We start from the raw sequence: 24,877 nt of genomic DNA on the forward strand, positions 1-24,877 counted from the left end.
AAAACGTGCAGATGATCAAAAATTCATCATCGCATCACGAAATCTTATGGTTCACTCCGCCGGCTGTTCGGTGGCCGCCGCAGTTTTGTCCCGACTGACTTTGACCAAAAGCACGACGGTCGCGATCAGGATGAAGAACGCAGCGGTCAGGTATGGCGCCCCGGCAAACGTGATCGGCGCATCGGCTTTCGTGAAGTAGCCGAACATCTGCGTGAAGATCAGCGGACCGATGATCGTCGTGAGGCTACTGAGGCTGGTCATGGCCCCCTGCAGCTCACCCTGCGCGGATGGCGGCACCTTGCCGGCAGCGATGCTTCGCAGCGGCGGGTCCGCGACGTTCTCCATCACCGTGAACACGATTACCGCATAGACCACCCAGCCTTCCCATGCAAAGGCATAGCCAGTCAGGCCTGCAACCGAGAAACACAAGCCGAGGACGGCCGTCTTCCATTCCCCGAGCACCGGTACGATCCTTGGCAGCACGACACCCATGACGAGTGCGGCGCCGATACCGTATATTCCAAGCGACAGTCCGATCTGTCCCTCGCTCCAGCCGTAGCGGTAGGTCGACACAAACGACCAGACCGCCGGATAGACCGCATGGGCCAGCCAGAACAGGAACATCACGGCACAGATCCAGCCGATACCCGGATAGTTTCGCATCTGCTTCAGTGCACCGAGCGGGTTTGCTCGTTTCCACTCGAACCTCCGACGGTGTTTTGCATCGAGCGTTTCCGGCAGCATGAAACAGGCTGCGATGAAATTGATGAATGAGAGCGCGGCCGCGCCGTAGAATGGTACTCGCGGTCCAAATTCGCCCAGAAAACCGCCGATGACAGGGCCGATCGTGAACCCAACCCCGAAGGCGATGCCGATCAGGCCGAAATTCTTTGCTCGATTTTCGTCATTGCTGATGTCGGCGATATAAGCCGAACACGTTGCAAAGCTGCCGCCGCTGATGCCCGCAAGCATCCGTCCGACGAACAGCATCCAGAAGCTGGTTGCAACCGCGCAGATGAAATTGTCGATCGCGAACGTCAGCACCGACAGAAGCAGGATCGGGCGCCGCCCGAAACGGTCGCTGAGGTTGCCGAGCAGCGGCGCGAACAGAAATTGCATCACGGCATAGACGACCAGCAGCCATCCGCCATCGAGCGCAGCATCGCTGACCGAGCCACCCGTCAACTGCTCCAGATAGGCTGGCAGCACAGGCATGATGATGGCGATGCCGATCACGTCCAGGAAGAGGATCATGAAGACCAGGAAAAGACCGCGGCGAACGAATTTCGGGTCGAGCATGAGATATCTCTACAGGCGTTAGCTTTGTGGAAAGACGATCTCGTCGCCGAAGATGTTACATATCCCAAGCGGAAAAATGAAACAATACGTGAACATTTCAATTCTTTTGATGGGCTTACCAGTTATGTTGATTGCTAAACGGAACAAAAGGGGCACCTAAGCTGACTTTCGTTGCTCCGCCTTTACGAAATCCACGAACGCGCGAAGCGCTGGCGGCATATGCCTGCGGCTTGCGTAGTAGAGAAACGGACCGGAAAACTCGGTCGCCCATTCATCCAGGATCGGCAGCAACATTCCAGCTTTGATCGCGGGCAACAGCAACTCTTCGAATGTACGGATAACGCCTAGCCCGGCAACGGCCGCGCCGCGTTCCATCTCGATCACGTTGGCAACGATGGGGCCGGTGGGGGTAATGGAAAGAACCTCCCCGTCTCGTTCGAATTCCCAAGGCAGCACAGAGCCACTGAGGAAACGATGGCGGATGCAATTGTGGTCGAGCAGGTCCTTCGGGTGCTTCGGCATGCCGTGACGATCGAGGTATTCCGGCGCCGCCGCCGTTATATAGCGCTGCCGGCGTGGGCCGATCGGCACCGCGATCATATCGCGTTCGAGACGCTCATCATACCGAATGCCTGCGTCGTACCCCCCAGCAAGAACGTCGATGAACGTATCCTCGCCGACGATTTCCAGGGTGATCTGGGGAATGGAGCGCCAGAAAGCGAGCGGCGAGATCGGGCAGGAACAGTCGCGCGGCAATCGTCGGAACATTGAGCCGCAGGGTGCCGCCGGGGCTGTCGCGGAAGCTGTCCAGTTGTTCGAGTGCGGACGACACTTCACCCAGCGCCGGAGCCAGGCGCTCCAGCAACCGCGCGCCAGCCTCTGTCGGCGTCACGCTGCGGGTGGTGCGGTTGAGGAGGCGAACGCCAAGACGTTCCTCCAGACGCCGCAGCGAGTCACTGAGCGAGGAAGCGGAGACGCCGCGCTTACGCGCTGCCGCGCGAAAACTGCGCTCCCTTGCAATCGCCGTGAAGGCATCCAGTTCAGTCAGTGGGAGATCGTCCATTGTACATTTTTCCGTACAGCTTGTACACATAAGTTCGGATTATCGCACAAAGCGATTTACGATAAAACCCGTGTCCTGGCGCCGTTCAGCGTCGATCAAGGAGAACGAAATGCACACTTATCGTTTGGGAAAGACCGGCCCGGAAGTTTCGGCCCTCGGCCTCGGTTGCATGGGAATGTCAGGCATGTACGGCCCGTCGGATCGCGCCGAAAGCATCGCAACCATTCACGCAGCCCTCGACGACGGTATCAACCTACTCGACACCGGCGACTTCTATGGCATGGGCCACAATGAAATGCTGATCGGAGAGGCGTTGAAGGGCCGCCGCAGGGATGACGTTGTGATCAGCGTCAAGTTCGGCGCGCTGCGCGACCCCGCCGGCAGCTGGGTCGGTTACGATTCCCGACCCGCAGCGATCAAGAACTTTCTTGCCTACACGCTGAAGCGGCTCGACCTCGATTACATCGACATCTATCGCCCTGCACGGCTCGATCCCGGTGTGCCGATCGAAGAGACTGTCGGTGCCATCGGCGATATGATCAGCGCCGGATACGTCAGGCATGTCGGCTTGTCCGAGGTGGGGGCGGAGACGATCCGAAAAGCGGCGGCAACCCACCCGATCTGCGATCTGCAGATAGAGTATTCGTTGATCTCGCGTGGCATCGAGGATGCCATCCTGCCGGCCTGCCGCGAACTTGGCATCTCCATCACCGCATATGGCGTTCTGTCACGCGGCCTCATTAGCGGCCATTGGCAGAAAGGCCACGGAACCAGCGCCGGCGATTTCCGCGGCGCAAGCCCGCGCTTCCAGGACGGAAATGTCGATCAGAACCTCGCTCTGGTGGAAGAACTTCGCAAGATTGCCGCGGAAAAGCGGGTTTCCGTCGCTCAGATTGCGATTGCCTGGGTCGCTGCACAGGGAGCCGACATTGTTCCCCTGATCGGCGCACGCAGCCGCAACCGGCTGACCGAGGCGCTCGGATCGCGCGCCGTCAACCTATCGTCCGGCGACATGGCTGCAATCGAACGAGCAATACCGAAAGGCGCGGCCGCAGGCGATCGCTATCCCACGGCAATGCTAAGGCACATGGACAGTGAAAAGTGAGACGCCCATCGGCCTCCGCAAGGAGGCCGATTGCTTCGATCAGACCGGACCGGAGAACGTGTCGCAATCGGACAGCCTGCCACTGTCGAAGCCGCGCTTGAACCATTTGGCGCGTTGAGCCGATGTCCCGTGGTTGAAGCTCTCCGGGACCACATAGCCTTGGCTGCGTTTTTGCAGCGTGTCGTCGCCGATCTGCTGTGCGGCGTTCAGAGCCTCCTCGAGGTCGCCGGCTTCGAGAATGCCCTTCTGCTGCGTGAACTTGCCCCAGATGCCGGCAAAACAATCGGCCTGAAGTTCGACACGCACTGACATCTTGTTGGCGTCGGCTTCACTCATGCGTTGGCGCGCCTCGTTGAACTTGGGCAGAATTCCAAGGAGGTTCTGCACATGATGGCCGACCTCGTGCGAAACCACATAGGCCTCAGCGAAATCCCCGGAAGCCCCGAACTGGCGGCTGAGTTGTTGGAAGAAAGCGGTATCGAGGTAGACCTTGTGGTCGCTCGGGCAATAGAACGGCCCGGTTGCCGCGGAAGCAAAGCCACAAGCCGACTGGGTCTGGCCCGAAAAAAGCACCAGGCGCGGCTCTTCGTACTCACGCCCCATGGATTGGAAAATACCGTTCCATGTGTCTTCCGTTTCGGCAAGGACCGTTCGCACGAATGCTGTCATCTCGTCATTGGCAGGGGTCTGTCCGCTGGACTGACCCTGCTCGTAACCCGACCCGCCGGTTGAGCTGCCACCATCCACGACCTGCATCAGGTCGATGCCCATCGCCTTCAAGATGAAATATATGACCACCAGAAAGATGATCGTTCCGATGCTGAGGCCGCCGCCGCGTCGGCCCATGCCGCCGCCCGATGGAAAGCTGAAGCCCCCGCCTCGGCCCAATCGTCCCATGGATGGATCACCGCGGCGATCCTCGATGTTGTCCGACTGACGCCGGCCTTTCCACTCCATGACAATCTCCCCGACAGGCCCTTTGGCACCCTTCGCATATTTATATATCCCGGCGACCGGAATATTCCAGACCAATCCGCTGGCCTTGCATGCCCCTCGTCTCACGCAGGCCGATCCCAGAGGGAAGAGCGGTAAATCGCTTGACCTGCATCTGGCTTTTGACCTTTCTACCATCGGGAGGAATGGTGGAGGATCAAAAGAATGAAAGCTGTCCGCCTCGAGGCAACGGGAAAACTGTTTTTGCGAGAGGTCGAGAGACCTGTGCCCGCACCTGGCGAATTGCTTGTGAGGATCGAGGCTTGTGGCATCTGCGGTACCGATCGGCACCTATACCATGGCGAGTTTCCATCCAAGACACCCGTCACCATCGGTCATGAGTTTGCGGGCATCGTCGAAGAACTGGCCAGCGGCGTTTCCGGTTTTCGTGTGGGCATGCGGGTAACCGGCGATCCCAATATCGTCTGTGGCCGCTGCGCCGAGTGCCAGCGGGGGCGCGTCAATCTATGTGGGAACCTGCAGGCGATCGGCATCCACCGTGACGGTGGTTTTGCCGAATATGTCTGCATTCCGCAGGAGCAGGCGTTTGAACTGCCCGCAGCGCTCGATCCCCTCCATGGCGCATTTTGCGAACCCCTGGCCTGCTGCCTCCACGGCATCGACTTGGCCGACATCAAGGCAGGCTCATCCGTGATCGTGCTGGGCGGCGGCGTCATGGGCCTTCTTGTGGTGCAGCTTGCCCGGCTCGCCGGCGCCACTCGGGTCGTTCTCGTAACCCGCAGCGAGGAGAAGCGGCGGCTGGCCATACAGCTCGGCGCAACAGCGACGGCCGATCCCTCCTCCGGCGATATCGCCGTCCGATTGACCGCCGAGGGCGGCCTATTGCCCGGTGGCGCGGAGGTCGTCATCGAGTGCGCCGGCGTTGCCGAAACGATCGAGCAAGCGCCACGCCTTGCACGTCGCGGCGGCACCGTCGTCATCCTCGGCGTCATGCCTCAGGGAGCGAAAATTACCATCGAACCCTTCGACCTGCTCTTCCGCGAAATCAAGCTGGTCAATTCCTTCCTCAATCCCTTCACGCATGGGCGCGCCGCCGCCCTGATCGCATCGAATGAGATTCGGATTGAACCGTTGATCTCCCGGCGCATCAGCTTGGGCGAGGCGGTGGAGGCGATCGGTAATCCAGCTCGCCAGGGAGAGATCAGGGCAATTGTCGTGCCGAGCCTGCCTTAGGCTGGGGCAAGCCTTCGAATTCCTGTCGATTCCGCAAATTATGGGGTTCCGTTTGCAAATACATTTGCCTATAAGCCGCTTCTAGCCTGAAAAGACCATCATATGCGCGAACCGGCCGGTGCCTCCCACCCTGGCCGGCTTTCTGTGCAGCTAGGAAACGGAAAAAACCATGCCGAAGCGCCAAGACATCAAATCGATCCTCATCATCGGTGCAGGACCGATCGTCATTGGCCAGGCATGCGAATTCGATTACTCCGGCACTCAAGCCTGCAAGGCGTTGAAGGAGGAGGGCTACCGCGTCATCCTCGTCAACTCCAACCCGGCGACGATCATGACCGATCCGGGTCTGGCGGATGCCACCTACATCGAGCCGATCACCCCCGAGGTCGTCGCAAAAATCATTGCCAAGGAACGACCCGACGCGCTGCTGCCGACCATGGGCGGGCAGACGGCCCTGAATACCGCCCTCTCCCTGAAGCGCATGGGCGTGCTGGACCGCTACAATGTGGAAATGATCGGTGCCAAGCCCGCCGCAATCGATATGGCCGAAGACCGCGCCCTCTTCCGGGAGGCGATGGAGCGCATCGGCCTGGAAACGCCGCGCTCGATGCTGGCAAACGCCACCGACATCAAGGATCTCGACCGGAAGACGCATGAGGCCGAACGCAACAAGCTCAAGGAAAGCCTCTCCGGTCCCGAACTCGACACAGCGCTCGACGCACTCGAAAACCAATGGAACCTCGGCGAGACCGACCGCAAGCAGCGCTATATCAGCCATGCCATGGCGATTGCGGCCCAGGCGATCGACGTCGTCGGCCTGCCCGCCATCATCCGCCCCTCCTTCACCATGGGCGGCACCGGCGGTGGCATTGCCTACAACCGCTCGGAGTTCTTCGAAATCATCGGCGGCGGCCTCGATGCCTCGCCGACGACGGAAGTCCTGATCGAAGAATCGGTTCTCGGCTGGAAGGAATATGAAATGGAAGTCGTCCGCGACAAGGCGGACAATTGCATCATCATCTGCTCGATAGAGAACATCGACCCGATGGGCGTCCATACCGGCGATTCGATCACCGTCGCCCCTGCCTTGACCTTGACGGACAAGGAATACCAGATGATGCGCAACGCCTCGATCGCTGTCCTACGCGAGATTGGCGTCGAAACGGGCGGCTCGAACGTGCAGTTCGCCGTCAACCCGGCAGATGGTCGCCTCGTCGTCATCGAAATGAACCCGCGCGTCTCGCGCTCGTCTGCGCTGGCATCAAAGGCCACCGGCTTCCCGATCGCCAAGGTCGCCGCCAAGCTCGCCATCGGCTACACGCTCGACGAACTCGACAACGACATCACCGGCGGCGCAACGCCAGCCTCGTTCGAGCCGTCGATCGACTACGTCGTCACCAAGATCCCGCGCTTCGCCTTCGAGAAGTTCCCGGGCGCCTCGCCTGTCCTGACCACCGCCATGAAGTCGGTCGGTGAAGTCATGGCGATCGGCCGCACCTTCGCGGAATCGCTGCAGAAGGCCCTGCGTGGCCTCGAAACCGGCCTGACCGGTCTCGACGAGATCGAGATCCCCGGCGTCGAAGAAGGCGAAGGCAGCCAGAACGCCATCCGCGCCGCCATCGGCACGCCGACGCCGGATCGCCTGCGCATGGTCGCTCAGGCACTGCGCATGGGTATGAGCCCCGAGGAAGTGCACGAAGGCTGCAAGATCGACCCGTGGTTTATCGCTCAGCTCAAGACGATCGTCGACATGGAAGCCCGCATCCGCGAACACGGCCTGCCCACCGACGCCATCAACCTGCGCGCGCTTAAGTCGATGGGCTTCTCCGACGCCCGCCTCGCCACGCTGTCTCGCAAGCGTCCGAAGGAAGTGGCCGAACTGCGCAACAGCCTGAATGTTCGCCCGGTGTTCAAACGCATCGACACCTGCGCTGCCGAGTTCGCTTCGCCGACCGCCTACATGTACTCGACCTATGAGACGCCGTTCGTGGGCGCGGCGCGCTCCGAGGCAGACGTTTCCGATCGCAAGAAGGTCGTCATCCTCGGCGGAGGTCCGAACCGCATCGGCCAGGGCATCGAATTCGACTATTGCTGCTGCCATGCCGCATTTGCTCTCCGCGATGCCGGCTATGAAGCCATCATGATCAACTGCAACCCGGAAACGGTCTCTACCGACTACGACACCTCCGATCGCCTCTACTTCGAGCCGCTTACGGCCGAAGACGTGATCGAGATCCTGCGCGCAGAGCAGGAAAAGGGCGAAGTCGTCGGCGTCATCGTACAGTTCGGCGGCCAGACCCCGCTGAAGCTTGCAGAAGCACTCGAAAAGAACGGCATCCCGATCCTCGGCACCGCGCCCGACATGATCGACCTTGCCGAAGACCGCGACCGCTTCCAGAAGCTGCTGGTCAAGCTCGACCTGACGCAGCCGAACAACGGTATCGCCTACTCGGTCGAGCAGGCTCGCCTGGTCGCCACCGAAATCGGCTTCCCGCTGGTCGTGCGCCCGTCCTACGTTCTCGGCGGCCGCGCCATGCAGATCATCCACTCGGAATCGATGCTGCAGACCTATCTGCTGGATACGGTTCCGGAACTGGTACCCGAAGACATCAAGCAGCGTTACCCCAACGACAAGACCGGCCAGATCAACACCCTGCTCGGCAAGAACCCGCTGCTGTTTGACAGCTATCTCAGCAACGCCATCGAAGTCGACGTCGATTGCCTCTCCGACGGCACCGACTCCTATGTCGCCGGCATCATGGAGCACATCGAGGAAGCCGGCATCCATTCCGGCGATAGCGCCTGCTCTCTGCCGCCGCGCACGCTGTCGAACGAAATGCTTGATGAACTCGAGCGCCAGGCAAAAGCCATGGCCAAGGCGCTCAATGTCGTCGGCCTGATGAACGTGCAGTTCGCCATCAAGGACGGCACTGTCTACGTGCTCGAAGTCAATCCGCGCGCTTCGCGTACGGTTCCCTTTGTCGCCAAGACCATTGGCGCACCGATAGCCAAGATCGCTGCCCGCGCCATGGCGGGCGAAAAGCTCGACGCGACCTTTGCCGCCTACGGCGAAAAGCCCGATCCGCGCAACCTCAAGCACATCGCCGTCAAGGAAGCCGTCTTTCCCTTCGCCCGCTTCCCCGGCGTCGACATCCTGCTTGGCCCGGAAATGCGTTCGACCGGCGAAGTCATGGGGCTCGATACCGACTTTGCCCTGGCTTTCGCCAAGTCGCAGCTGGGCGCCAGCGTCGAACTGCCACGGGACGGAACGGTCTTCGTCTCCGTTCGCGACGAGGACAAGCCACGCGTGCTGCCGGCAATCAGACTGCTGGTCGAACAAGGCTTCAAGGTTCTGGCAACCGGCGGGACGGCCCGCTTCCTTGGCGAAAACGGCATCAGCGCCGCAAAGATCAACAAGGTGCTCGAAGGGCGCCCGCACATCGAGGACGCGATCCGCAACCGGCAGGTCCAACTGGTCATCAACACCACGGACAGCAACAAGGCGATCTCGGATTCCAAGTCACTTCGCCGTGCAACGCTGATGCAGAAAGTGCCGTACTACACGACAATGGCGGGCGCCGAAGCTGCCGCTCAGGCAATCAAGGCGCTGAGAGCCGGCAACCTGGAAGTTCGTCCGCTGCAGAGCTACTTCGCCTGATACGACAATCAAACGCCCGGCACTGCCGGGCGTTTCGGCATGCAGCAGCTGGTTACCTTCCGGCACATTTCGAGGCGATAGCTATCGAAGGATTCAGCCCATGAGGCCCCGGACCTGCAACATATCGTCTTGAAACCGAACCATCTCCTCCGCCTTCAACCGCGGATCGGGAATACGCAGCAGATAGGACGGGTGCACCGTCACGAATAGCGTTCGCGCCCCGGATAACGGGATCGCCTGACCTCTTACATCCGAAAGCTTGCGTTTCGCATCAGTCAGCGATGCGAGTGCCGTCGCCCCCATCGCCACGATCAGCTTCGGCTTAATCAGATCGATCTCCAGATTGAGCCACCAGCGACAATGCGCCACCTCGCCCAGATTCGGCCGCTGATGGATACGACGCCTGCCGCGCGGCTCGTATTTGAAGTGCTTGACGGCATTGGTGACGTAAATTGCCCGCCGGTCGATGCCGGCGTCGCCGATGACCTGATCGAACACCTTGCCTGCAGGCCCGACGAACGGATGTCCCGCCAGGTCCTCCTGATCGCCGGGCTGCTCGCCCACGAACATCACCTGCGCGTCCTGCGGCCCCTCGCCGAACACAGTCTGTGTCGCCGTCTGGTGCAGCGGACAGCGCGTACACACCGACGCCTCCTCGCGCAGCGCCGCCAGCGTCCCGGCCGGCAACTTCGGCGCGGCAGGAACATTGCGAGCGGCCTGCTGCAAACGACCGTGAAACGGCAGCGGCTCACTTGCCTGACGAGCCGCCATTGCCAGCACCTTGCCTTCGGCAGCGGCGATGAGACCGGGGATGAGATCGGCCTCGGGCAGGTTCTTCCAGTATTTCTTCGGCATTTCGGCCTGCATCGCCTTCACCTTCAGCCGCGCCGGATTGAAGATATTCGCATAATAGGTGCGCCAGAGCTGATCCGCCGGATCCGTCAGGTCCGGCTTCTCGCACGGGTCGCTGCTGAGCGTCAGCGTCACCCCGTCCCAAGCCGCCGATCCCCGTGGTGTCGCGATGATCCAGTCCATGTCGTTGAAACGCTTCTGGAAGAACGGCGCCTTGCGGGCAAGGATGTGATGATCAGGCTCGAACCAGGCGAGAAACTTCCTTCGACCGTTGACGGATAAACCCGTTCCCACCTCCTTGAAACGGACGAAGGCCGACATCTTGTGGGCATCGCGCCGCACACTTTTTTCCATCATCCGCAGGCGAGACACATCCTCGTCTGAGGCGACGTCGAGCAGTGTCCGATCTTCCTGCAGCCGCCACAACAGCCGGTAGAGCAGCATGAACCGTATCGGATCGGAATGACAGATGACCGCTTCCGCCAACGCGATAAAGGCCGGCGGCACCGTCATCGGAGCCTTGCCGCTGGCCGGCGATGGCGGCAACGCCTCCGGCTCGGCAAACAGATCCGTCCCACCATCCCTCTCCCGCCAATCTATCTCTTCAGGCGGGATGCCGGTCGCCGCAAGGGAGCGGGCGGCATTCCGCCACTCGGCAAAATCTCCACGGCCCTCCAGCAGCACCCGGCTCATCAAAGCAACGAAAGCTGTTCGGGTTTGGGCTCGAACATCGCCCGTAAATCCTGCCTGTCGGCCAGCCGCCGTGGCGACCATCCCTCTGCCGAGATGAACGCCTGGACCTTCTTGATCGATACGCCGAGCCGCGTCAGGTCCTCGATCCTAAGACGCCGGAAACGGCGGGCCGATAGGATCGATTTTACCGTCTTGGTCCCCAGCCCAGGAACGCGCAGCAACGTCTCGCGCGGCGCCCGGTTGATATCGACGGGGAAGCCATTGCGATTACCTAGCGCCCAGGCGAGTTTCGGATCGAGATTGAGATCGAGCATGCCGCCCGCCTGCGACGAAGTGATCTCGTCGATGCCGAAACCATAGAAGCGATAAAGCCAGTCGGCCTGATAGAGCCGATGCTCGCGCATCAGAGGCGGCTTGATCAGCGGCAGGTTCTTCGACGAATCCGGGATCGGGCTGAAGGCGGAGTAGTAGACGCGCTTCAGGCAATAACTGCCATAAAGCTGCGCGCTGCTGCCAAGGATCGTTGCGTCATTGGCACCATCGGCACCGACGATCATCTGCGTGCTCTGCCCGCCCGGCACGAAGCGCTTGCGACGCTTGGTCTTCAGCGTCGGGTCGGCAGCCGCCTCAATCATCAGTCTCAGCTCGCCCATCGACCGCCGAATACTGGCCGGCTTCTTCTCCGGTGCCAGTTCGGCAATACCACGATCGGTCGGCAGTTCGATATTGAGCGAAAGCCGGTCGGCATAGAGCCCCGCCTCCTCGATCAGATGCGGCGACGCCTCCGGAATGGACTTCAGATGGATATAGCCCCGGAAATTATGCGTGGACCGAAGTTCGCGAACGATGCGCACCATCTCCTCCATCGTGTGGTCCGAGGAGCGGATAATTCCCGAGGAGAGGAACAGGCCCTCGATATAGTTTCGGCGATAGAACTCGAGCGTCAACCAGATAACTTCGTCAGGGGTGAAACGCGCCCGTTCGACATTGCTGGACGACCGGTTGATGCAATAGGCACAGTCGTAGATGCAGAAATTGGTGAGCAGGATTTTCAGCAGCGAGATGCACCGACCATCCGGTGCATAAGCATGGCAGATACCCGAGCCTTCCGTCGATCCCAAACCGCCGCTGACTGCGGAATCGCGCTTGGTCGTACCGCTCGAGGCGCAGGAGGCGTCATACTTGGCCGCATCAGAGAGAATGGCCAATCGCTCTTCTAAAGACTTCTTCATCCTTATGTTCACTATATGTTCTGAAAATAGAAAGCAATATATGGAGAACGAGACGCAGGCATTTCAAATTTTACGGGAAACCGAAAAAGCTTTGCACGCCGCCGCATTCGAATTATCTGGAAATCCGCAGCCTCGATCTGCTATAACGCAAATCAATGATGTTGCACGGTTCCGGAGCTTGCCTTCGGGACCTGTTTTCTTTTGTGTCTGCCGCTAGGCGGGCGCGCGGGGAGTGAAGGACAAAAAAATGGTTGATAAGGTACCGATGACACAGGGTGGTTTCGTCAAGCTGCAGGAAGAACTGCGCTGGCGTCAGCAGGAAGAGCGCCCGCGCATCATCGAGGCAATTGCCGAAGCGCGCGCCCATGGCGACCTGTCGGAAAACGCCGAGTATCATGCTGCCAAGGAAGCACAGAGTCACAACGAGGGCCGCATCGGCGAGCTTGAAGACCTGACGGCGCGCGCCGAAGTTATCGACCTTTCCAAGATGTCCGGTGCCAAGATCAAGTTCGGCGCCAGGGTTAAGCTGGTTGACGAGGATACCGAGGAAGAGAAGACTTACCAGATCGTCGGCGATCAGGAAGCCGACGTGAAGGCCGGCCGCATTTCGATTTCCTCGCCGATCGCCCGCGCCCTGATCGGCAAGGAAGTCGGCGATTCGATCGAAGTCAACGCGCCCGGCGGCGCCAAGGCCTACGAAGTTCTGTCCATCTCCTGGGGTTGATAGCCTGTGGCAGATAACGGCCAAAAGGCCATCATCGACATTCGTGACGTCGAGATCATTGCGCCGAACTTCAAGAAGCGGCTTTCCGGCGTCACCTCCACCATCATTCAACTGATCCCGGTTCAGCGCAGCCTTGGCCAGAAGGTCGCGGCGCTTGGCCCGGGGTTGCCCGACACATTGCCGCACATCCGGCTTCGCGACCTCCGAAAGCTGTGGCATCCGCCGCGCACCAAGCCGTTCCGTATCTGGCATGCGCGCCGCAATATCGAAATGCTGCCGGCTATCGTCATGCGCGATGTGCTGCGTATGCCGCTGAGGATCGTCTTCACATCAGCCTCACAACGCCGCCACACCGGCTGGACGAAATGGCTGATTTCGAAGATGGATGCCGTGATCGCAACCAGCGGCAAGACGGCCGACTATCTCGAAGTCCCAAACAGCGTCGCTCTGCATGGCATCGACACCCGGCGCTTTGCGCCACCCGCCGACATGGCAGCCGCGAAACAGGCCCGAAACCTCGATCTAACGAAGAAGATCGCGGGTTGCTTTGGCCGTGTTCGCCATCAGAAGGGCACCGATCTCTTCGTCGACAGCATGATCCGCTTGTTGCCGGCCCGGTCGGAGTGGATCGCTATCGTCGCCGGTCGCGCCACCTCGCAGCATCTCGATTTCGAAAGCGGCTTGAAAGGGCGCATCGCGGCCGCCGGCCTAGCGGATCGGATCCTCTTCGTCGGCGAGCATACCAATATCAACGACTGGTACCAGGCCCTCGATCTCTTCGTCGCACCGCAACGTTGGGAAGGCTTCGGGCTGACGCCGCTCGAAGCCATGGCGACGGCCGTACCTGTCGTTGCCACCGACGTCGGCGCGTTTCCGGAACTGCTGGTGACAGGCGAAAACGAGACCGGCGTCATCATTCCTCGCGACAATCTCGACGCGATGATCGAGGCCTGTGCTGCGTTCATGGACGACCACGCGAGGCGCCGCCAAGCTTCTGCCAGCGCGCGCGCCCACGCGGTCGACAACTTCAGCATTGAAGGTGAAGCACAGCGGCTCGGCGCAATCTACCGATCGCTGTGACAGAAGCTAAGGTTTTCGCTTGAAGAGTTCGATATAGGCGCTTGCGATGGCATCCTCCGAAAACTGACCCATCAGCGTTTCATGGCCACCGGCCGCAACCTTCGCCGCAAGCACCGGATCGTTGATCAAACGCTCGATCGCATTCGAAAAGCTGTCCGTATCGCCGATCTCGGCAAAGAGCCCGTTTTCGCCCTCGCGCATAAACCAGGTCGGCCCTTCCGACCGGCTGGAGACGACCGGTTTTCCCTGCGCCCAGGCCTCCAGGATTACGTTGCCCAATGGCTCGTGATTGGAAGGCATGACGAAAACGTCGGCTGCCGCCACATAGGGCCGGGTATCCTTCTGCCAGCCGAGAAAGCGAACACGGTTGGTGACGCCGAGATCCGCCGCAGCCTTTTCGACATTCTCCCTTTCCTCGCCGTCGCCCGCGAGCCAGAGGTACACACCAGGCAGCTTGGCGACCGCTGCAGTCAGCAGTGCAAACTGCTTGCGCGGCACAAATCGCCCCATCGACATCACGACCGGCGCGTTCTCCGGTGTGTCGAGCAAGGCGCGATCGACAGGTGCGACACGTTCCGTATTGGTGAAGTTCGATATCACTTCGACGCCGCGCGTCCAGCCGATCCTACGCACATGTTCGCCGATGCCGGGTGTATTGCAGACCAGGATATCGGTATTCCTGAAATAGCTGAGGTTGGTCGGATAGTCGCCGAGGCGCGAGATCTTGACGCAACCTTTGTAGTTCGGCATCAGACGGCTCGCACGCGTTGCCCAGGAAAATAGCGCGTTTGGCTTCTGTACCCGAGCCATGTGCTTCACCCTCAACGGCAAGAGAATCCGATCGGGTGAGAGATTCCGGAAGTCGCTCTCGATGATCCGCGTCGAGTTCTCTATGTCTTTGCGCCAAAGCCGGTTTGGCCGGATCACGGCCGTCTGCTCGATTCCGCGCCGCCCCAGGGCATTGACGAGGTGAACAAAGAACCGCTCAGCACCGCCATCCTTGCCGAAATGATAATGCATGACTTTCATGTTTGAGCCCGCCGGACCTATCTGTTCTGCGCGTCGTCGACGTTCGGACGCTGTTTTAACGCGTGGCGCTGATAGATCTTGGCCTGGGTAAGGAAGGCATAGACAGCACCGGTCATCGCCTCGATAAAGCCTGACGGCCCGCAACGCCATAGACTGTGATGGAAATACAGCCGCATGAAATAGAGCGGCGGGCTGACAATCAGCTTCAGGAAACTCGGCGCCTCCCCCTCCGCGGACAGTTGGTCCGCCTTCAGTGTCGAATACTTGTTTTCTTTTAGGATCTGCTGGTCGATGATAAGCGGCCGGTAGTGAAGCAAGCTTCCGGCCTTTGCCTCCTCGACACGTCCATCTGGCACGATCCCTTCGTGAACAGCCCGGTTCAGATCATAAGCCCCCTTCCCCTTGCGGATCAGGCGCAGATTCTTGCGCTCGCGCACATGCTCCGGCGTATAGCCGTAACCGATGAGATAGGGCCGCCGCGCGACCCGCCAGCCGACGATGTCCGAGGACGCGGCGATCAGTTTCGGCAGAATCTTGCGCAGCGCCGCATCCAGCCGTTCGTCGGAATCGATGTTGAGGCACCAAGGTTGGGTGCACTGTTCGAGGGCGAACTGCTTTTGCCCCGCATAACCGCGCCACTTCTCGTGCAACAATCGGATCGGCCATCCCCGGTCGATAAACGACTGCAAGAGCGCAACCGTTCCATCCGTCGAGCCGGAATCTACGACGACGATCTCGGCGCAATCGCCTAGACTTTCAATGCACTTGCCAAGGTAGGTTTCTTCATCCTGGCAGATGACGAAGGCTGAGATCGGTAGTGTCCTCATGCGGCTGTCTTCGCATGTCGGACCAGTGGGCGCGCGGGTGAGCAGGCACCTTGCGCCGTCCGGTCGAAAAAATAACCAACTGAGTAAGCCATGCTGCTCATAAAGCCTCGTCCCACAGCTAGCGTCGAAGCGCCTAAACCTCGACCAGCCCCAGCCTCTTGACCTGCCGAATGGTCAGCATCGTGCGCACCGTGTCGACATGCTCGTTAGCAGTCAACACTTCGATGACGAAGTCCTGAAATCGCGTCAGGTTCTCAGCAACGCAATGCAGCAAGAAATCGCTATCACCAGACACCATCCAGGCCTGGCGGACAAGCGACCATTGCACTGTGGCCGCGGCAAATGCCTTCAGGTTTGCTTCCGACTGATGCTTCAACCCCACCATGCAGAAAGCCACCAGGTCAAATCCGAGCTTCGGGCTGTTCAGCATCGCATGATAGCCCTCGATAATGCCGGATTCCTCCAGCTTGCGAACGCGACGCAGACACGGTGGAGCAGAGATACCGACGCGATCGGCAAGCTCGACGTTGGTCATGCGACCGTCGCCCTGAAGCTCACGCAAGATCTTTATATCGATAGCGTCGAGTTCGGCACGAAGCACAATCTTGCCTTTCCTTTAATTTCTGAAACCCAGCTTCTATATAAAGCAACGGAATACGCAAGAATGTTTCGTCGTGTTGACGGATACCCGCATAGGGGCCATAGGCCACGCTGAATGCCTTGTTGGAAACGCAAGGCTGCCCTTGAATAAAAGCATTGGACGTTCATAAATGGCGGATGGATCGCGAGACGGCCCATTCGCCATTTAGCCGCCTCCTCCTGCCAGTCGAAAGGAAATACCATGTCCGCCCGCCACACGAAGGTGCTCATCATTGGCTCCGGCCCTGCCGGCTACACGGCAGCCGTCTATGCGGCGCGTGCGATGCTGAAGCCCGTGCTGATTGCCGGCCTGGAGCAAGGTGGGCAGTTGATGATCACCACGGACGTCGAGAACTATCCGGGCTTTGCCGATCCGATCCAGGGTCCATGGTTGATGGAGCAGATGCTGCAGCAGGCCAAGCACGTCGGCGCCGAGATCGTCACCGACATCGTCACCGAAGTCGAGATGAACCAGCGACCGTTCGTGGCGCGTACAGACAGCGGCCAGGTCTGGACTGCCGACACGCTGATCATCGCGACCGGCGCCAAGGCGAAATGGCTGGGTATCGAAAGCGAACAGCACTTCCAGGGCTTCGGCGTTTCGGCCTGTGCGACCTGCGACGGCTTCTTCTACCGCAACAAGGATGTGATCGTGGTCGGCGGCGGCAACAGTGCCGTCGAGGAAGCGCTTTATCTGTCGAACATCGCCAAGTCGGTAACGGTCATTCATCGCCGTGACTTCTTCCGCGCCGAAAAAATCCTTCAGGAACGGCTGTTTTCGAAGGAAAACGTCAAGATTCGCTGGAACACCGAAGTCGCGGAAATCATCGGCACGCCGGCCAAGCCGCCGATGCCGCCGTCTGTTTCCGGCGCCCGCCTGCGCGACACCCACACAGGCACGATCACCGATATCGCCGTTGATGGCGTCTTCGTTGCGATCGGTCACGCGCCGGCCACAGAGCTTTTCAAAGGCAAGCTGAAGCTGAAGGACAATGGTTATCTCTGGACGGCTCCGGATTCGACCGCCACGAGCGTCGAAGGTGTTTATGCCGCTGGCGATGTGACGGACGATACCTTCCGTCAGGCAATCACTGCGGCTGGCCTGGGCTGCATGGCGGCTCTTGAAGCCGAGCGATATCTGACGGCGCACATGCCCGTCGCCGTGGCCGCGGAGTAAGATCGGTATGAGGGGTGGGGGAATGCCATTGGATTGGGACAAGCTGCGTATTTTTCACGCAGCTGCCGAAGCGGGATCGTTCACGCATGCGGCCGATAAACTGCATCTGTCTCAATCCGCCATCAGTCGCCAGGTCAGCGCGTTGGAACAGGATGTCGGCACCAAGCTTTTCCATCGTCACGCGCGGGGCCTGATTCTCACTGAGCAGGGTGAGTTGCTCTATCGCACCGCCCATGACGTGCTGCTGAAGCTCGAAACCGTCAAGATGCAACTCACCGAGACGACGGAAACGCCGTCCGGAAAACTGCGCGTCACCACGACCGTCGGCCTTGGCCAGGGTTGGCTGACGGACAAGATTCAGGAGTTCATGCAGCTTTATCCGGATGTACAGATCCAGCTGATCCTCGACAACGAGGAAGTCGATGTGAATATGCGGCATGCGGATTGTGCAATTCGTCTGCGCCAGCCGGTGCAATCCGATCTGATCCAGCGCAAGCTCTTCACTGTGCACATGCATGTCTACGCGGCCCCCTCCTACATCAATCGCTACGGCGAACCGCAAAAGGTCGAGGATCTCGACAATCACCGCATCATCACCTTTGGCGAACCGGCACCCAACTATCTGCTGGATGTCAATTGGCTGGAGGTTGCCGGACGCTCGTCCGACAACAAACGCATCCCGCACCTTCAAATCAACAGCCAGACATCCATCAAGCGCGCGTGCCTGCTCGGCATGGGGGTGGCATGCATGCCCGACTACATCGTCGGCCGCGACCCTGGCCTCATTCAGCTCGCGATCAACGCGGACGTTCCGTCCTTCGATACCTACTTCTGCTATCCGGACGAAATGAAGAACGCGGCAAAGCTGAAAGCCTTTCGCGATTTCATCGTCAGCAAGGCGCGAAACTGGAACTTTTAGTTGTTTTTTTGGAAAAAACACAAGTTATGCATGCGGCGCATGACTGGCATGCATAAAAGAGGGTTGCTGTTTGCCCATTAATGCACCAAATAGCACTCAGCTGATGCACACGGTGGCTTTTCCTCCCAGTTCCACCGCATTAGCTGTTCCCCTCTGGAGGTTTTGACCTTCATACCTATAAAGGGCCCCGGCTTTCCGGTGGCCCTCTTTTTTTGCCCTATTTTTTCGCAAATGCAGCAAAAATTGCTGCAACGCATAGCAGACATGCACAAACAGCCATTGAAATATGCCTGCCAAAGCATCATATCCACCTCAGCTGATGCACATGGTGGTTCTCTCCCAGTGCCACCGCGTTAGCTGTTCCCCTCTGGAGGTTTATTGACCTTCACACCTTAAAGGGCCCCGACATTTCGGTGGCCCTCTTTTTTTGCCCAAAATTTAGCCACGGCAAAAATCGGTGCAACTCACTCCGTCGTGACTTGCATGTCGACAACTGTCTGTCCATATATCGTCAAACAACGATTTATAATTCGGAAATCGGCGATGGATAAAGACGAAATCCTCAAGGCGCTTTCGCATCCCACGCGCCTCGAAATCCTGAACTGGTTGAAGAACCCCCAGGAGCACTTCAGTTCCCAGGAGCATCCGGTCGAAATGGGCGTTTGCGCCAGTCAGTTCGAGCGCTGCGGCCTTTCGCAGTCGACCGTCTCCGCACACCTCGGGACATTAAGCCGAGCCGGCCTCGTCACCACCAGAAGAGTCGGCCAGTGGATCTTCTACAAACGCAACGAAGAAACAATTGCTGCCTTCCTGAAGCAGCTGGCACAGGATTTGTGACGATGCCCCTTGCCCTCCTTGTCCTTGCCTTGAGCTCGTTTGCGATAGGCACGACGGAATTCGTGATCATGGGTCTCCTGCCCGAGGTCGCCGCTGACCTTTCCGTCACCATTCCACAGGCCGGCTGGCTCGTTACCGGCTACGCACTCGCCGTCGCCATCGGCGCCCCCATCATGGCCGTGTCGACGGCACACCTGAAGCGTCGTACCGCGCTGATCGCGCTGATGGCGTTTTTCATCGCCGGTAACCTGCTCTGCGCACTCTCTCCCAGCTACTGGGTGCTGATGGTTGCCCGCGTGGTCACGGCGCTTTGCCACGGCGCGTTCTTCGGGATCGGTTCGGTCGTCGCCGCAAACCTGGTGGCTCCGGATCGCCGCGCACGGGCCGTCGCGCTGATGTTCACCGGCCTGACGCTCGCCAATGTGCTCGGCGTTCCGCTCGGCACCGCCATCGGCCAGACATACGGCTGGCGCTCGACCTTCGCGGTGGTGACGGCCATCGGCATTGTTACCATCGCGGGCCTGATAGCCATCCTGCCAAAAGACAAGCAGGATGAGCAGGGTAACATCTTCCGCGAAATCGCCGCTCTGAAAAAAGGCCATCTCTGGCTGGCCCTGTCGACGACCGTCTTCTTCGCGGCCTCCATGTTTGCACTTTTCACCTATATCGCCCCGCTGCTTCGGGACGTCACCGGGCTTTCACCGGAAGGCGTGACGTGGACGCTGTTCCTCATCGGCCTCGGGCTGACCATCGGCAACCTGTTGGGCGGCCGGCTTGCGGACTGGAAACTCGGCACGACGCTTGCCAGCATGTTTGCATTGATCGCCATCACCTCCGTTGCGTTCAGCTTCACGAGTCGCTTCCTCATTCCGGCGGAAATCACGCTGTTCCTCTGGGCCATGGCAAGCTTTGCCGCCGTCCCTGCCCTGCAGGTCGGCGTCGTGCGCTTCGGCAAGGATGCGCCCAATCTTGTCTCGACGATCAACATCGGCGCCTTCAACGTCGGCAACGCACTCGGCGCCTGGGCAGGCGGAATGGTCATCAGCGCCGGTTTCGACATGACGCGCGTGCCATTGGCAGCCGCATTGATGGCCTTGATAGGCCTCGCCGCCACGGCTTTTACCTATCTCTCGGCCAAGGGGCAGGCAGAACCTGCTCCAGCCGAATGATCTTTCGATAAACGCAGAAAGGACTCCCATGACCAAGCTTTTTGAACCGATCAAGGTCGGCGATATCACCCTCAAGAACCACGTTGTCATGGCACCGTTGACCCGCAACCGCTCCCCGGGTGCTGTCCCCAACGATCTCAACGTTGAATACTATCGTCAGCGGGCAACGGCTGGCCTGATCATCACGGAAGCAACGGCGATCACCCCTCAGGGCCAAGGCTATGCCGACGTGCCCGGCCTCTACACCAAGGAAGCGCTCGACGGCTGGAAGCGTGTGACGAATGCCGTTCACACCGCAGGCGGAAAGATCGTCGTACAGATGTGGCACGTGGGCCGTATCTCGCACACCACGCTGCAGCCTAACGGTGAAAAGCCGGTTTCCTCGACCAACAAAGTCGCGAACTCCAAGACCTATCTCGTCAATCCGGACGGTACCGGCAGTTTCGCGCCGACCTCCCAACCGCGTGCGCTGGAAGCTTCGGAACTCCCCGGCATCGTCGAGGATTACCGCAAGGCAGCCCGCGCAGCAATCGAAGCCGGCTTCGACGGCGTCGAGATCCATGCGGCAAACGGTTACCTGATCGACCAGTTCCTGCGCTCCGGTATCAATGACCGCACCGACGCGTATGGCGGCTCCATCGAAAACCGCGCCCGCTTCCTTTTCCACGTGGTGGATGCGATCACTGCGGAGATTGGCGCGCGTAGGACGGGTATTCGCATCTCGCCGGTGACGCCTTCCAACGACGCCTCCGATCCCGATGCCCAGTCGGTCTTCACCTATGTGGCCAACGGGCTGGCAAGGTACGATCTTGCCTATATCCACATTGTCGAAGGCGCCACAGGCGGTGATCGCAACTACCAGCAGGGCGACAAGCCCTTCGACTACAAGGCGTTGCGCGTTGCCTATGAGGCGGCGGGCGGAAAAGCGAGCTGGATGGTCAACAACGGTTACGACCGCCAGACAGCGATCGACGCCGTGGAAAGCGGCCGCGCAGACCTCGTGGCGTTCGGAAAACCGTTCATCTCGAACCCGGACCTTGTCCAGCGCCTGAAGAGCAACACGCCTCTCACTGGTCCTGACCAGGCAACATTCTATGGCGGCGGCGCAAACGGTTACATTGACTATCCGACGCAGGAAAAGGCCGCCTGATCCTTCATTTCATGCTCGTTAAGAAATCCCGCCGTGCCGGCGGGATTTCCTTTTTCGCTGTCGTGGCTAGCATGGCCGGATGTTCGAATCCTATATCGAGCGCTGGCGACTGACCATCGACGGCGAGTTAGTGGTCACGCACTCCAGCCAGCTCCTGCCGGTACTCTGGAACGGCAGGCCGGCCATGCTTAAGATCTCCGGCGACGCGGCGGAGAAGGCCGGCGGGGCGCTCATGCACTGGTGGAATGGAATCGGCGCGGCCACCGTCTATGCTCATGACGACGAAGCCGTCCTGCTCGAACGGGCCACCGGCAGCCACTCGCTGCTGGCGATGGCGATGAGCGGCGGCGACAACGAAGCAACACGCATCCTGTGCCGCACGGCCGTGAAACTCCACATACCCCGTGGCACGCCTCCCCCGCCACTCATCCCGTTGTCGCAGTGGTTTCGCGAACTTGAACCGGCGGCAAGACGTCATGGTGGCGTGCTCACCGACTGCAGCAGGATTGCGGACGCCTTGCTCGCCGATCCGCCCGATCCGGTCGTGCTGCATGGGGACGTTCATCACGGCAACATTCTCGACTTCGACGAACATGGCTGGCTGGCAATCGATCCGAAAGGGCTCCTTGGCGAGCCTGCTTTCGACTTTGCCAACATCTTCGCCAATGAGGATCTCCCGACGATCAACGCACCCGGTCGCCTGCAACGACAGCTACCGATCGTTTCCAGTGAAACCGGTATTGAGCCGAAACGCCTGTTGCAATGGATCGTCGCCTATTCCGGTCTGTCAGCGGCCTGGTTCATCGGTGACGGCTCGTTTGCATTGGCGGAAAGTCCCCTTTCCGTCGCGCGCATCGCGTTGGCTGAACTGCAATGAAGCTAGGCGCTCTGCGTTAGGCGCATCGCCGCCGTTTCGCGTTGCGGCACAGCCAGGCAACCGAGCGACACCAGCGACGCCCGAACGGCGTCGTCGATGGGCGTGTGTGGCTCGCTGCCCAGTTCGGCGATCAGGCGCTCGTTGGTCATCCGCAATGGCTCCCGCCACAGGTAGCGCATTTCCTTCAACTCATGCATCAACGTCGCGAAGGGCGCCACGAGTGGCACGATCCACCATGGAAACGCACGTATCTTCGCGCTTTGGCCGACCACCCGCCCAATCGCAGAGACCATCTGCGTGCCGTCGGCATCCCAGAAACCCTCCATATGGTAGACGGCAAACGGCGGTAGCCGATCAGCGCGCTCGACCAGACGGATCATCGTTTCCGCCACGTCCGGCAGGTAAGTCCACTGGTGCCCGATACCGGGTGTTGACGGGTTCCTGATGGTTGTCACCGGTTTTCCCGCCGTGACCATTACCTGCGAGAACCAGCTGCTGGCAGCACCTGGCCCAAAGAAATCGCCGGCGCGGACGATGATGACCCGGATGCCTTCGTTTGAAGCAGCCTCCAGCCGTCTTTCCATCTCGACGCGAATCCTCCCCTTTTTCGTAAGCGCTCGCTGTGGGCTATTCTCGCGAAGAATCGGGAACGAATCCGGCCCGAAATTGTAGATTGTCCCTGGCAGCAGGATGCCTGCCCCAACCGCGCGTGCCGCCGCAATCGTATTGTCGAGCATTGGCAGCACTAGCTTTTCCCAATTGCGGTATCCGGGAGGATTGACGGCGTGAACGATGAGGTGCGCACCCTGTGCCGCCTCCATAACGTCAAGCGCGCTCATCGCATCGCCCTGCAGCCACTCGAGGTCGGGTCGGCTCGCCTGGGCCTTTGTGGCGTTGCGGTTCAGGGCCTTCACATGCCAACCGCGCGCAATCAAGCTACGGCAGACTTCCCCGCCAATGCCGCCTGTCGCACCAAGGACCAGTGCGATCTGCCGTTTATTCTCTGTCATCATAGCCTCCGTCAATTCGATGGACAGAGTATTGCTCAGGGGCGCACTAAACAAAATTGACTGAAAATGTATCGCCTATATACATAAATAGATGAGCAAAGAACCGAACTGGGATTTCTACCGCACCCTGCTGGCGGTGCTTCAGCACGGATCACTGTCGGCTGCGGCTCGTGATCTAGGCCTGACGCAGCCAACGGTCGGCCGCCATATCGACGCACTGGAGCAGATGATGGGCGCGCGGCTTTTCGTCCGATCCGCGAACGGCCTGCTGCCGAGTGATACGGCACTTGAGCTGAAACCCTATGCCGAGACGCTGGCAGCGACATCTGCAGCTTTGCTGCGCACGGCATCAGGTCACCGCGACCGCGTGGCCGGCACCGTACGTATCAGCGCCAGTGAGGTAATCGGTGTAGAAGTGCTGCCGGATATCCTGGCACCGCTCATGGAAGCCCATCCCGAACTCAACATCGAGCTCTCCGCATCGGATGTGATCGAAGACCTGCTCAATCGAGAGGCCGACATCGCCGTTCGGATGGCGGAGCCTACACAAGACGCGCTTATCGTGCGCCGCATCGGCGAGATCCCGCTCGGATTCCACGCCCACCGCCGCTACCTCGAACAGCGCGGCATGCCGCAGAGCATTGCCGAACTCGCGAACCACCGCCTCATCGGCTTCGATCGCCAGACGGCCTACATTAGGGCGATGTTGAAGAGATTTCCTGTTCCCGAGAGTCTCAGCTTCGCATTCAAAGCCGACAATACGCTTGCCCAGTTTTCGGCAATTCGTGCGGGATTGGGGATCGGCATATGCCAGACGGGGCTTGCCGCGAAGGATGCCGACCTTCTGCCTGTTCTGCCGCAAGCCTTTGAGATACCACTGGGCACATGGGTGGTCATGAACGAAGGGATCAAGACGTCGCCACGCTATCGCGTGACTTTCGATGCTCTGGTTGACGGCCTTACGAACTACATAAAGACGACGACCCGCAAATCAGGCCCATCGGTGTGCCCAGACTAGGCTAGGGCTTCAGGCGCGCGGAGACGCGTCGCTGGAGCGGCTTTTCCAGTTCCCGTCGACCACTTCGGTCTCCGGCCGGTCGCCACCCTCGGCATATTCCTCATGCCATTTGCCCTTGTCGTCCTGCCAGCTGATCTCCGCGGAATCACCGCCAACCTGCTGTTCGGCCGCGACGATACGCGCTGCTTCGAGCGCCTCGGAATGCGTTGGAAATGCTTCGGAATAAACGCCATCCAGCCGGTAGGCCCAGCCCCCGTCATGCGGGACGACTTCGTAGACCACCTTGACCATGCACTTCACTCCTCTTCTTTTTGTCGCGCGGCCAAACGCAG

Annotated in this window: 21 protein-coding genes and 1 pseudogene; 12 read left to right on the plus strand and 10 right to left on the minus strand. The window is 59.9% G+C overall.

The genetic code is table 11. From position 1 onward, the window contains the following. Window positions 1–51: 51 nt before the first annotated feature. A complete protein-coding gene (locus tag ASC90_RS25240) occupies window positions 52–1,299 on the minus strand; it encodes a TCR/Tet family MFS transporter (RefSeq protein ID WP_056546706.1) in 1,248 nt (415 codons plus the stop codon). Between the two features lie 156 nt (window positions 1,300–1,455). Continuing rightward, a pseudogene (locus tag ASC90_RS25245) lies at window positions 1,456–2,362 on the minus strand (LysR family transcriptional regulator). Between the two features lie 109 nt (window positions 2,363–2,471). On the opposite strand from ASC90_RS25245, the gene ASC90_RS25250 reads away from it, so the two are divergent. Continuing rightward, window positions 2,472–3,467 carry an aldo/keto reductase gene (locus ASC90_RS25250; protein WP_056546709.1) on the plus strand — a complete coding sequence of 332 codons (996 nt, stop codon included), beginning with the start codon at window positions 2,472–2,474 and terminating at the stop codon, window positions 3,465–3,467. Window positions 3,468–3,506: 39 nt separating this feature from the next. Here ASC90_RS25250 and ASC90_RS25255 read toward each other — a convergent pair whose 3' ends face one another. After that, a complete protein-coding gene (locus tag ASC90_RS25255) occupies window positions 3,507–4,424 on the minus strand; it encodes a neutral zinc metallopeptidase (RefSeq protein ID WP_056546712.1) in 918 nt (305 codons plus the stop codon). Window positions 4,425–4,625: 201 nt separating this feature from the next. On the opposite strand from ASC90_RS25255, the gene ASC90_RS25260 reads away from it, so the two are divergent. Together ASC90_RS25260 and carB are read left to right on the plus strand one after the other, a co-directional pair. Beyond that, on the plus strand, window positions 4,626–5,654 hold the full coding sequence (locus tag ASC90_RS25260; protein ID WP_056546715.1) for a zinc-dependent alcohol dehydrogenase family protein: 1,029 nt from the start codon (window positions 4,626–4,628) through the stop codon (window positions 5,652–5,654). A gap of 169 nt (window positions 5,655–5,823) precedes the next feature. Continuing rightward, the gene (carB, locus tag ASC90_RS25265; protein ID WP_056546718.1) at window positions 5,824–9,312 is read left to right on the plus strand and encodes a carbamoyl-phosphate synthase large subunit; all 3,489 of its coding nucleotides are present in this window, start codon (window positions 5,824–5,826) and stop codon (window positions 9,310–9,312) included. Between the two features lie 93 nt (window positions 9,313–9,405). Here carB and ASC90_RS25270 read toward each other — a convergent pair whose 3' ends face one another. Then, a complete protein-coding gene (locus ASC90_RS25270) occupies window positions 9,406–10,857 on the minus strand; it encodes a UdgX family uracil-DNA binding protein (protein ID WP_056546720.1) in 1,452 nt (483 codons plus the stop codon). Then, entirely contained in the window at window positions 10,857–12,089 is a 1,233-nt protein-coding gene (locus ASC90_RS25275) for a putative DNA modification/repair radical SAM protein (protein WP_056546722.1), read from the minus strand. The genes ASC90_RS25270 and ASC90_RS25275 overlap by 1 nt, the downstream gene beginning before the upstream one ends. Before the next feature lie 247 nt (window positions 12,090–12,336). On the opposite strand from ASC90_RS25275, the gene greA reads away from it, so the two are divergent. Continuing rightward, window positions 12,337–12,813: a transcription elongation factor GreA gene (greA, locus tag ASC90_RS25280; protein WP_056546725.1), complete on the plus strand. Its 477-nt coding sequence runs from the start codon at window positions 12,337–12,339 to the stop codon at window positions 12,811–12,813. 30 nt (window positions 12,814–12,843) lie between these two features. Beyond that, window positions 12,844–13,893: a glycosyltransferase family 4 protein gene (locus ASC90_RS25285; RefSeq protein WP_056547243.1), complete on the plus strand. Its 1,050-nt coding sequence runs from the start codon at window positions 12,844–12,846 to the stop codon at window positions 13,891–13,893. A 6-nt stretch (window positions 13,894–13,899) separates the two neighbouring features. Here ASC90_RS25285 and ASC90_RS25290 read toward each other — a convergent pair whose 3' ends face one another. The 3 genes from ASC90_RS25290 to ASC90_RS25300 all read right to left on the minus strand — a co-directional run bounded on the left by ASC90_RS25290 (window position 13,900) and on the right by ASC90_RS25300 (window position 16,350). Then, the gene (locus ASC90_RS25290) at window positions 13,900–14,922 is read right to left on the minus strand and encodes a glycosyltransferase (protein WP_056546729.1); all 1,023 of its coding nucleotides are present in this window, start codon (window positions 14,920–14,922) and stop codon (window positions 13,900–13,902) included. A 17-nt stretch (window positions 14,923–14,939) separates the two neighbouring features. Then, window positions 14,940–15,749 (minus strand): glycosyltransferase family 2 protein, encoded by an 810-nt coding sequence (locus ASC90_RS25295; protein ID WP_056546732.1) that lies wholly within the window; start codon window positions 15,747–15,749, stop codon window positions 14,940–14,942. A 133-nt stretch (window positions 15,750–15,882) separates the two neighbouring features. Continuing rightward, a complete protein-coding gene (locus ASC90_RS25300) occupies window positions 15,883–16,350 on the minus strand; it encodes an Lrp/AsnC family transcriptional regulator (RefSeq protein ID WP_056546734.1) in 468 nt (155 codons plus the stop codon). 240 nt (window positions 16,351–16,590) lie between these two features. Here ASC90_RS25300 and trxB point away from each other — a divergent pair, with 240 nt between their 5' ends. The 6 genes from trxB to ASC90_RS25330 all read left to right on the plus strand — a co-directional run bounded on the left by trxB (window position 16,591) and on the right by ASC90_RS25330 (window position 22,517). Then, window positions 16,591–17,565 carry a thioredoxin-disulfide reductase gene (gene trxB / locus ASC90_RS25305; protein ID WP_056546737.1) on the plus strand — a complete coding sequence of 325 codons (975 nt, stop codon included), beginning with the start codon at window positions 16,591–16,593 and terminating at the stop codon, window positions 17,563–17,565. A 22-nt stretch (window positions 17,566–17,587) separates the two neighbouring features. After that, complete coding sequence (locus ASC90_RS25310) at window positions 17,588–18,484, plus strand: LysR family transcriptional regulator VtlR (protein ID WP_056546740.1); 897 nt, start codon at window positions 17,588–17,590, stop codon at window positions 18,482–18,484. Between the two features lie 543 nt (window positions 18,485–19,027). After that, window positions 19,028–19,321, plus strand: coding sequence for a metalloregulator ArsR/SmtB family transcription factor (locus ASC90_RS25315; RefSeq protein WP_056546743.1), 294 nt, complete (start codon window positions 19,028–19,030; stop codon window positions 19,319–19,321). Between the two features lie 2 nt (window positions 19,322–19,323). Next, entirely contained in the window at window positions 19,324–20,490 is a 1,167-nt protein-coding gene (locus tag ASC90_RS25320; protein ID WP_056546747.1) for an MFS transporter, read from the plus strand. 28 nt (window positions 20,491–20,518) lie between these two features. Continuing rightward, window positions 20,519–21,640 carry an alkene reductase gene (locus ASC90_RS25325; RefSeq protein WP_056546750.1) on the plus strand — a complete coding sequence of 374 codons (1,122 nt, stop codon included), beginning with the start codon at window positions 20,519–20,521 and terminating at the stop codon, window positions 21,638–21,640. A 79-nt stretch (window positions 21,641–21,719) separates the two neighbouring features. Further along, on the plus strand, window positions 21,720–22,517 hold the full coding sequence (locus ASC90_RS25330) for an aminoglycoside phosphotransferase family protein (RefSeq protein WP_056546753.1): 798 nt from the start codon (window positions 21,720–21,722) through the stop codon (window positions 22,515–22,517). 2 nt (window positions 22,518–22,519) lie between these two features. Here ASC90_RS25330 and ASC90_RS25335 read toward each other — a convergent pair whose 3' ends face one another. Further along, window positions 22,520–23,527, minus strand: coding sequence for an SDR family NAD(P)-dependent oxidoreductase (locus tag ASC90_RS25335; protein WP_056546756.1), 1,008 nt, complete (start codon window positions 23,525–23,527; stop codon window positions 22,520–22,522). 91 nt (window positions 23,528–23,618) lie between these two features. On the opposite strand from ASC90_RS25335, the gene ASC90_RS25340 reads away from it, so the two are divergent. Then, on the plus strand, window positions 23,619–24,545 hold the full coding sequence (locus ASC90_RS25340; RefSeq protein WP_056546759.1) for a LysR family transcriptional regulator: 927 nt from the start codon (window positions 23,619–23,621) through the stop codon (window positions 24,543–24,545). 9 nt (window positions 24,546–24,554) lie between these two features. Here the strand turns inward: ASC90_RS25340 and ASC90_RS25345 are convergent, their stop codons facing one another. Further along, window positions 24,555–24,836, minus strand: a complete 282-nt coding sequence (locus ASC90_RS25345) for a DUF2188 domain-containing protein (RefSeq protein ID WP_056546762.1) — start codon at window positions 24,834–24,836, stop codon at window positions 24,555–24,557. Window positions 24,837–24,877: the final 41 nt, after the last annotated feature.

This window comes from Rhizobium sp. Root1220, assembly GCF_001426265.1.
Lineage (GTDB): Bacteria > Pseudomonadota > Alphaproteobacteria > Rhizobiales > Rhizobiaceae > Rhizobium.

What these genes read in the sequence shown, in the direction of transcription:
- ASC90_RS25320 (WP_056546747.1), top strand. Translation starts at nt 19,324, where the DNA reads ATGCCCCTTGCCCTCCTTGTCCTTGCCTTGAGCTCGTTTGCGATAGGC.
- ASC90_RS25325 (WP_056546750.1), top strand. Translation starts at nt 20,519, where the DNA reads ATGACCAAGCTTTTTGAACCGATCAAGGTCGGCGATATCACCCTCAAG.
- ASC90_RS25340 (WP_056546759.1), top strand. Translation starts at nt 23,619, where the DNA reads ATGAGCAAAGAACCGAACTGGGATTTCTACCGCACCCTGCTGGCGGTG.
- ASC90_RS25330 (WP_056546753.1), top strand. Translation starts at nt 21,720, where the DNA reads ATGTTCGAATCCTATATCGAGCGCTGGCGACTGACCATCGACGGCGAG.
- trxB (WP_056546737.1), top strand. Translation starts at nt 16,591, where the DNA reads ATGTCCGCCCGCCACACGAAGGTGCTCATCATTGGCTCCGGCCCTGCC.
- ASC90_RS25345 (WP_056546762.1), bottom strand. Translation starts at nt 24,836, where the DNA reads ATGGTCAAGGTGGTCTACGAAGTCGTCCCGCATGACGGGGGCTGGGCC.
- ASC90_RS25240 (WP_056546706.1), bottom strand. Translation starts at nt 1,299, where the DNA reads ATGCTCGACCCGAAATTCGTTCGCCGCGGTCTTTTCCTGGTCTTCATG.
- ASC90_RS25310 (WP_056546740.1), top strand. Translation starts at nt 17,588, where the DNA reads ATGCCATTGGATTGGGACAAGCTGCGTATTTTTCACGCAGCTGCCGAA.
- ASC90_RS25270 (WP_056546720.1), bottom strand. Translation starts at nt 10,857, where the DNA reads ATGAGCCGGGTGCTGCTGGAGGGCCGTGGAGATTTTGCCGAGTGGCGG.
- greA (WP_056546725.1), top strand. Translation starts at nt 12,337, where the DNA reads ATGGTTGATAAGGTACCGATGACACAGGGTGGTTTCGTCAAGCTGCAG.
- ASC90_RS25275 (WP_056546722.1), bottom strand. Translation starts at nt 12,089, where the DNA reads ATGAAGAAGTCTTTAGAAGAGCGATTGGCCATTCTCTCTGATGCGGCC.
- carB (WP_056546718.1), top strand. Translation starts at nt 5,824, where the DNA reads ATGCCGAAGCGCCAAGACATCAAATCGATCCTCATCATCGGTGCAGGA.
- ASC90_RS25335 (WP_056546756.1), bottom strand. Translation starts at nt 23,527, where the DNA reads ATGACAGAGAATAAACGGCAGATCGCACTGGTCCTTGGTGCGACAGGC.
- ASC90_RS25290 (WP_056546729.1), bottom strand. Translation starts at nt 14,922, where the DNA reads ATGAAAGTCATGCATTATCATTTCGGCAAGGATGGCGGTGCTGAGCGG.
- ASC90_RS25260 (WP_056546715.1), top strand. Translation starts at nt 4,626, where the DNA reads ATGAAAGCTGTCCGCCTCGAGGCAACGGGAAAACTGTTTTTGCGAGAG.
- ASC90_RS25315 (WP_056546743.1), top strand. Translation starts at nt 19,028, where the DNA reads ATGGATAAAGACGAAATCCTCAAGGCGCTTTCGCATCCCACGCGCCTC.
- ASC90_RS25255 (WP_056546712.1), bottom strand. Translation starts at nt 4,424, where the DNA reads ATGGAGTGGAAAGGCCGGCGTCAGTCGGACAACATCGAGGATCGCCGC.
- ASC90_RS25295 (WP_056546732.1), bottom strand. Translation starts at nt 15,749, where the DNA reads ATGAGGACACTACCGATCTCAGCCTTCGTCATCTGCCAGGATGAAGAA.
- ASC90_RS25250 (WP_056546709.1), top strand. Translation starts at nt 2,472, where the DNA reads ATGCACACTTATCGTTTGGGAAAGACCGGCCCGGAAGTTTCGGCCCTC.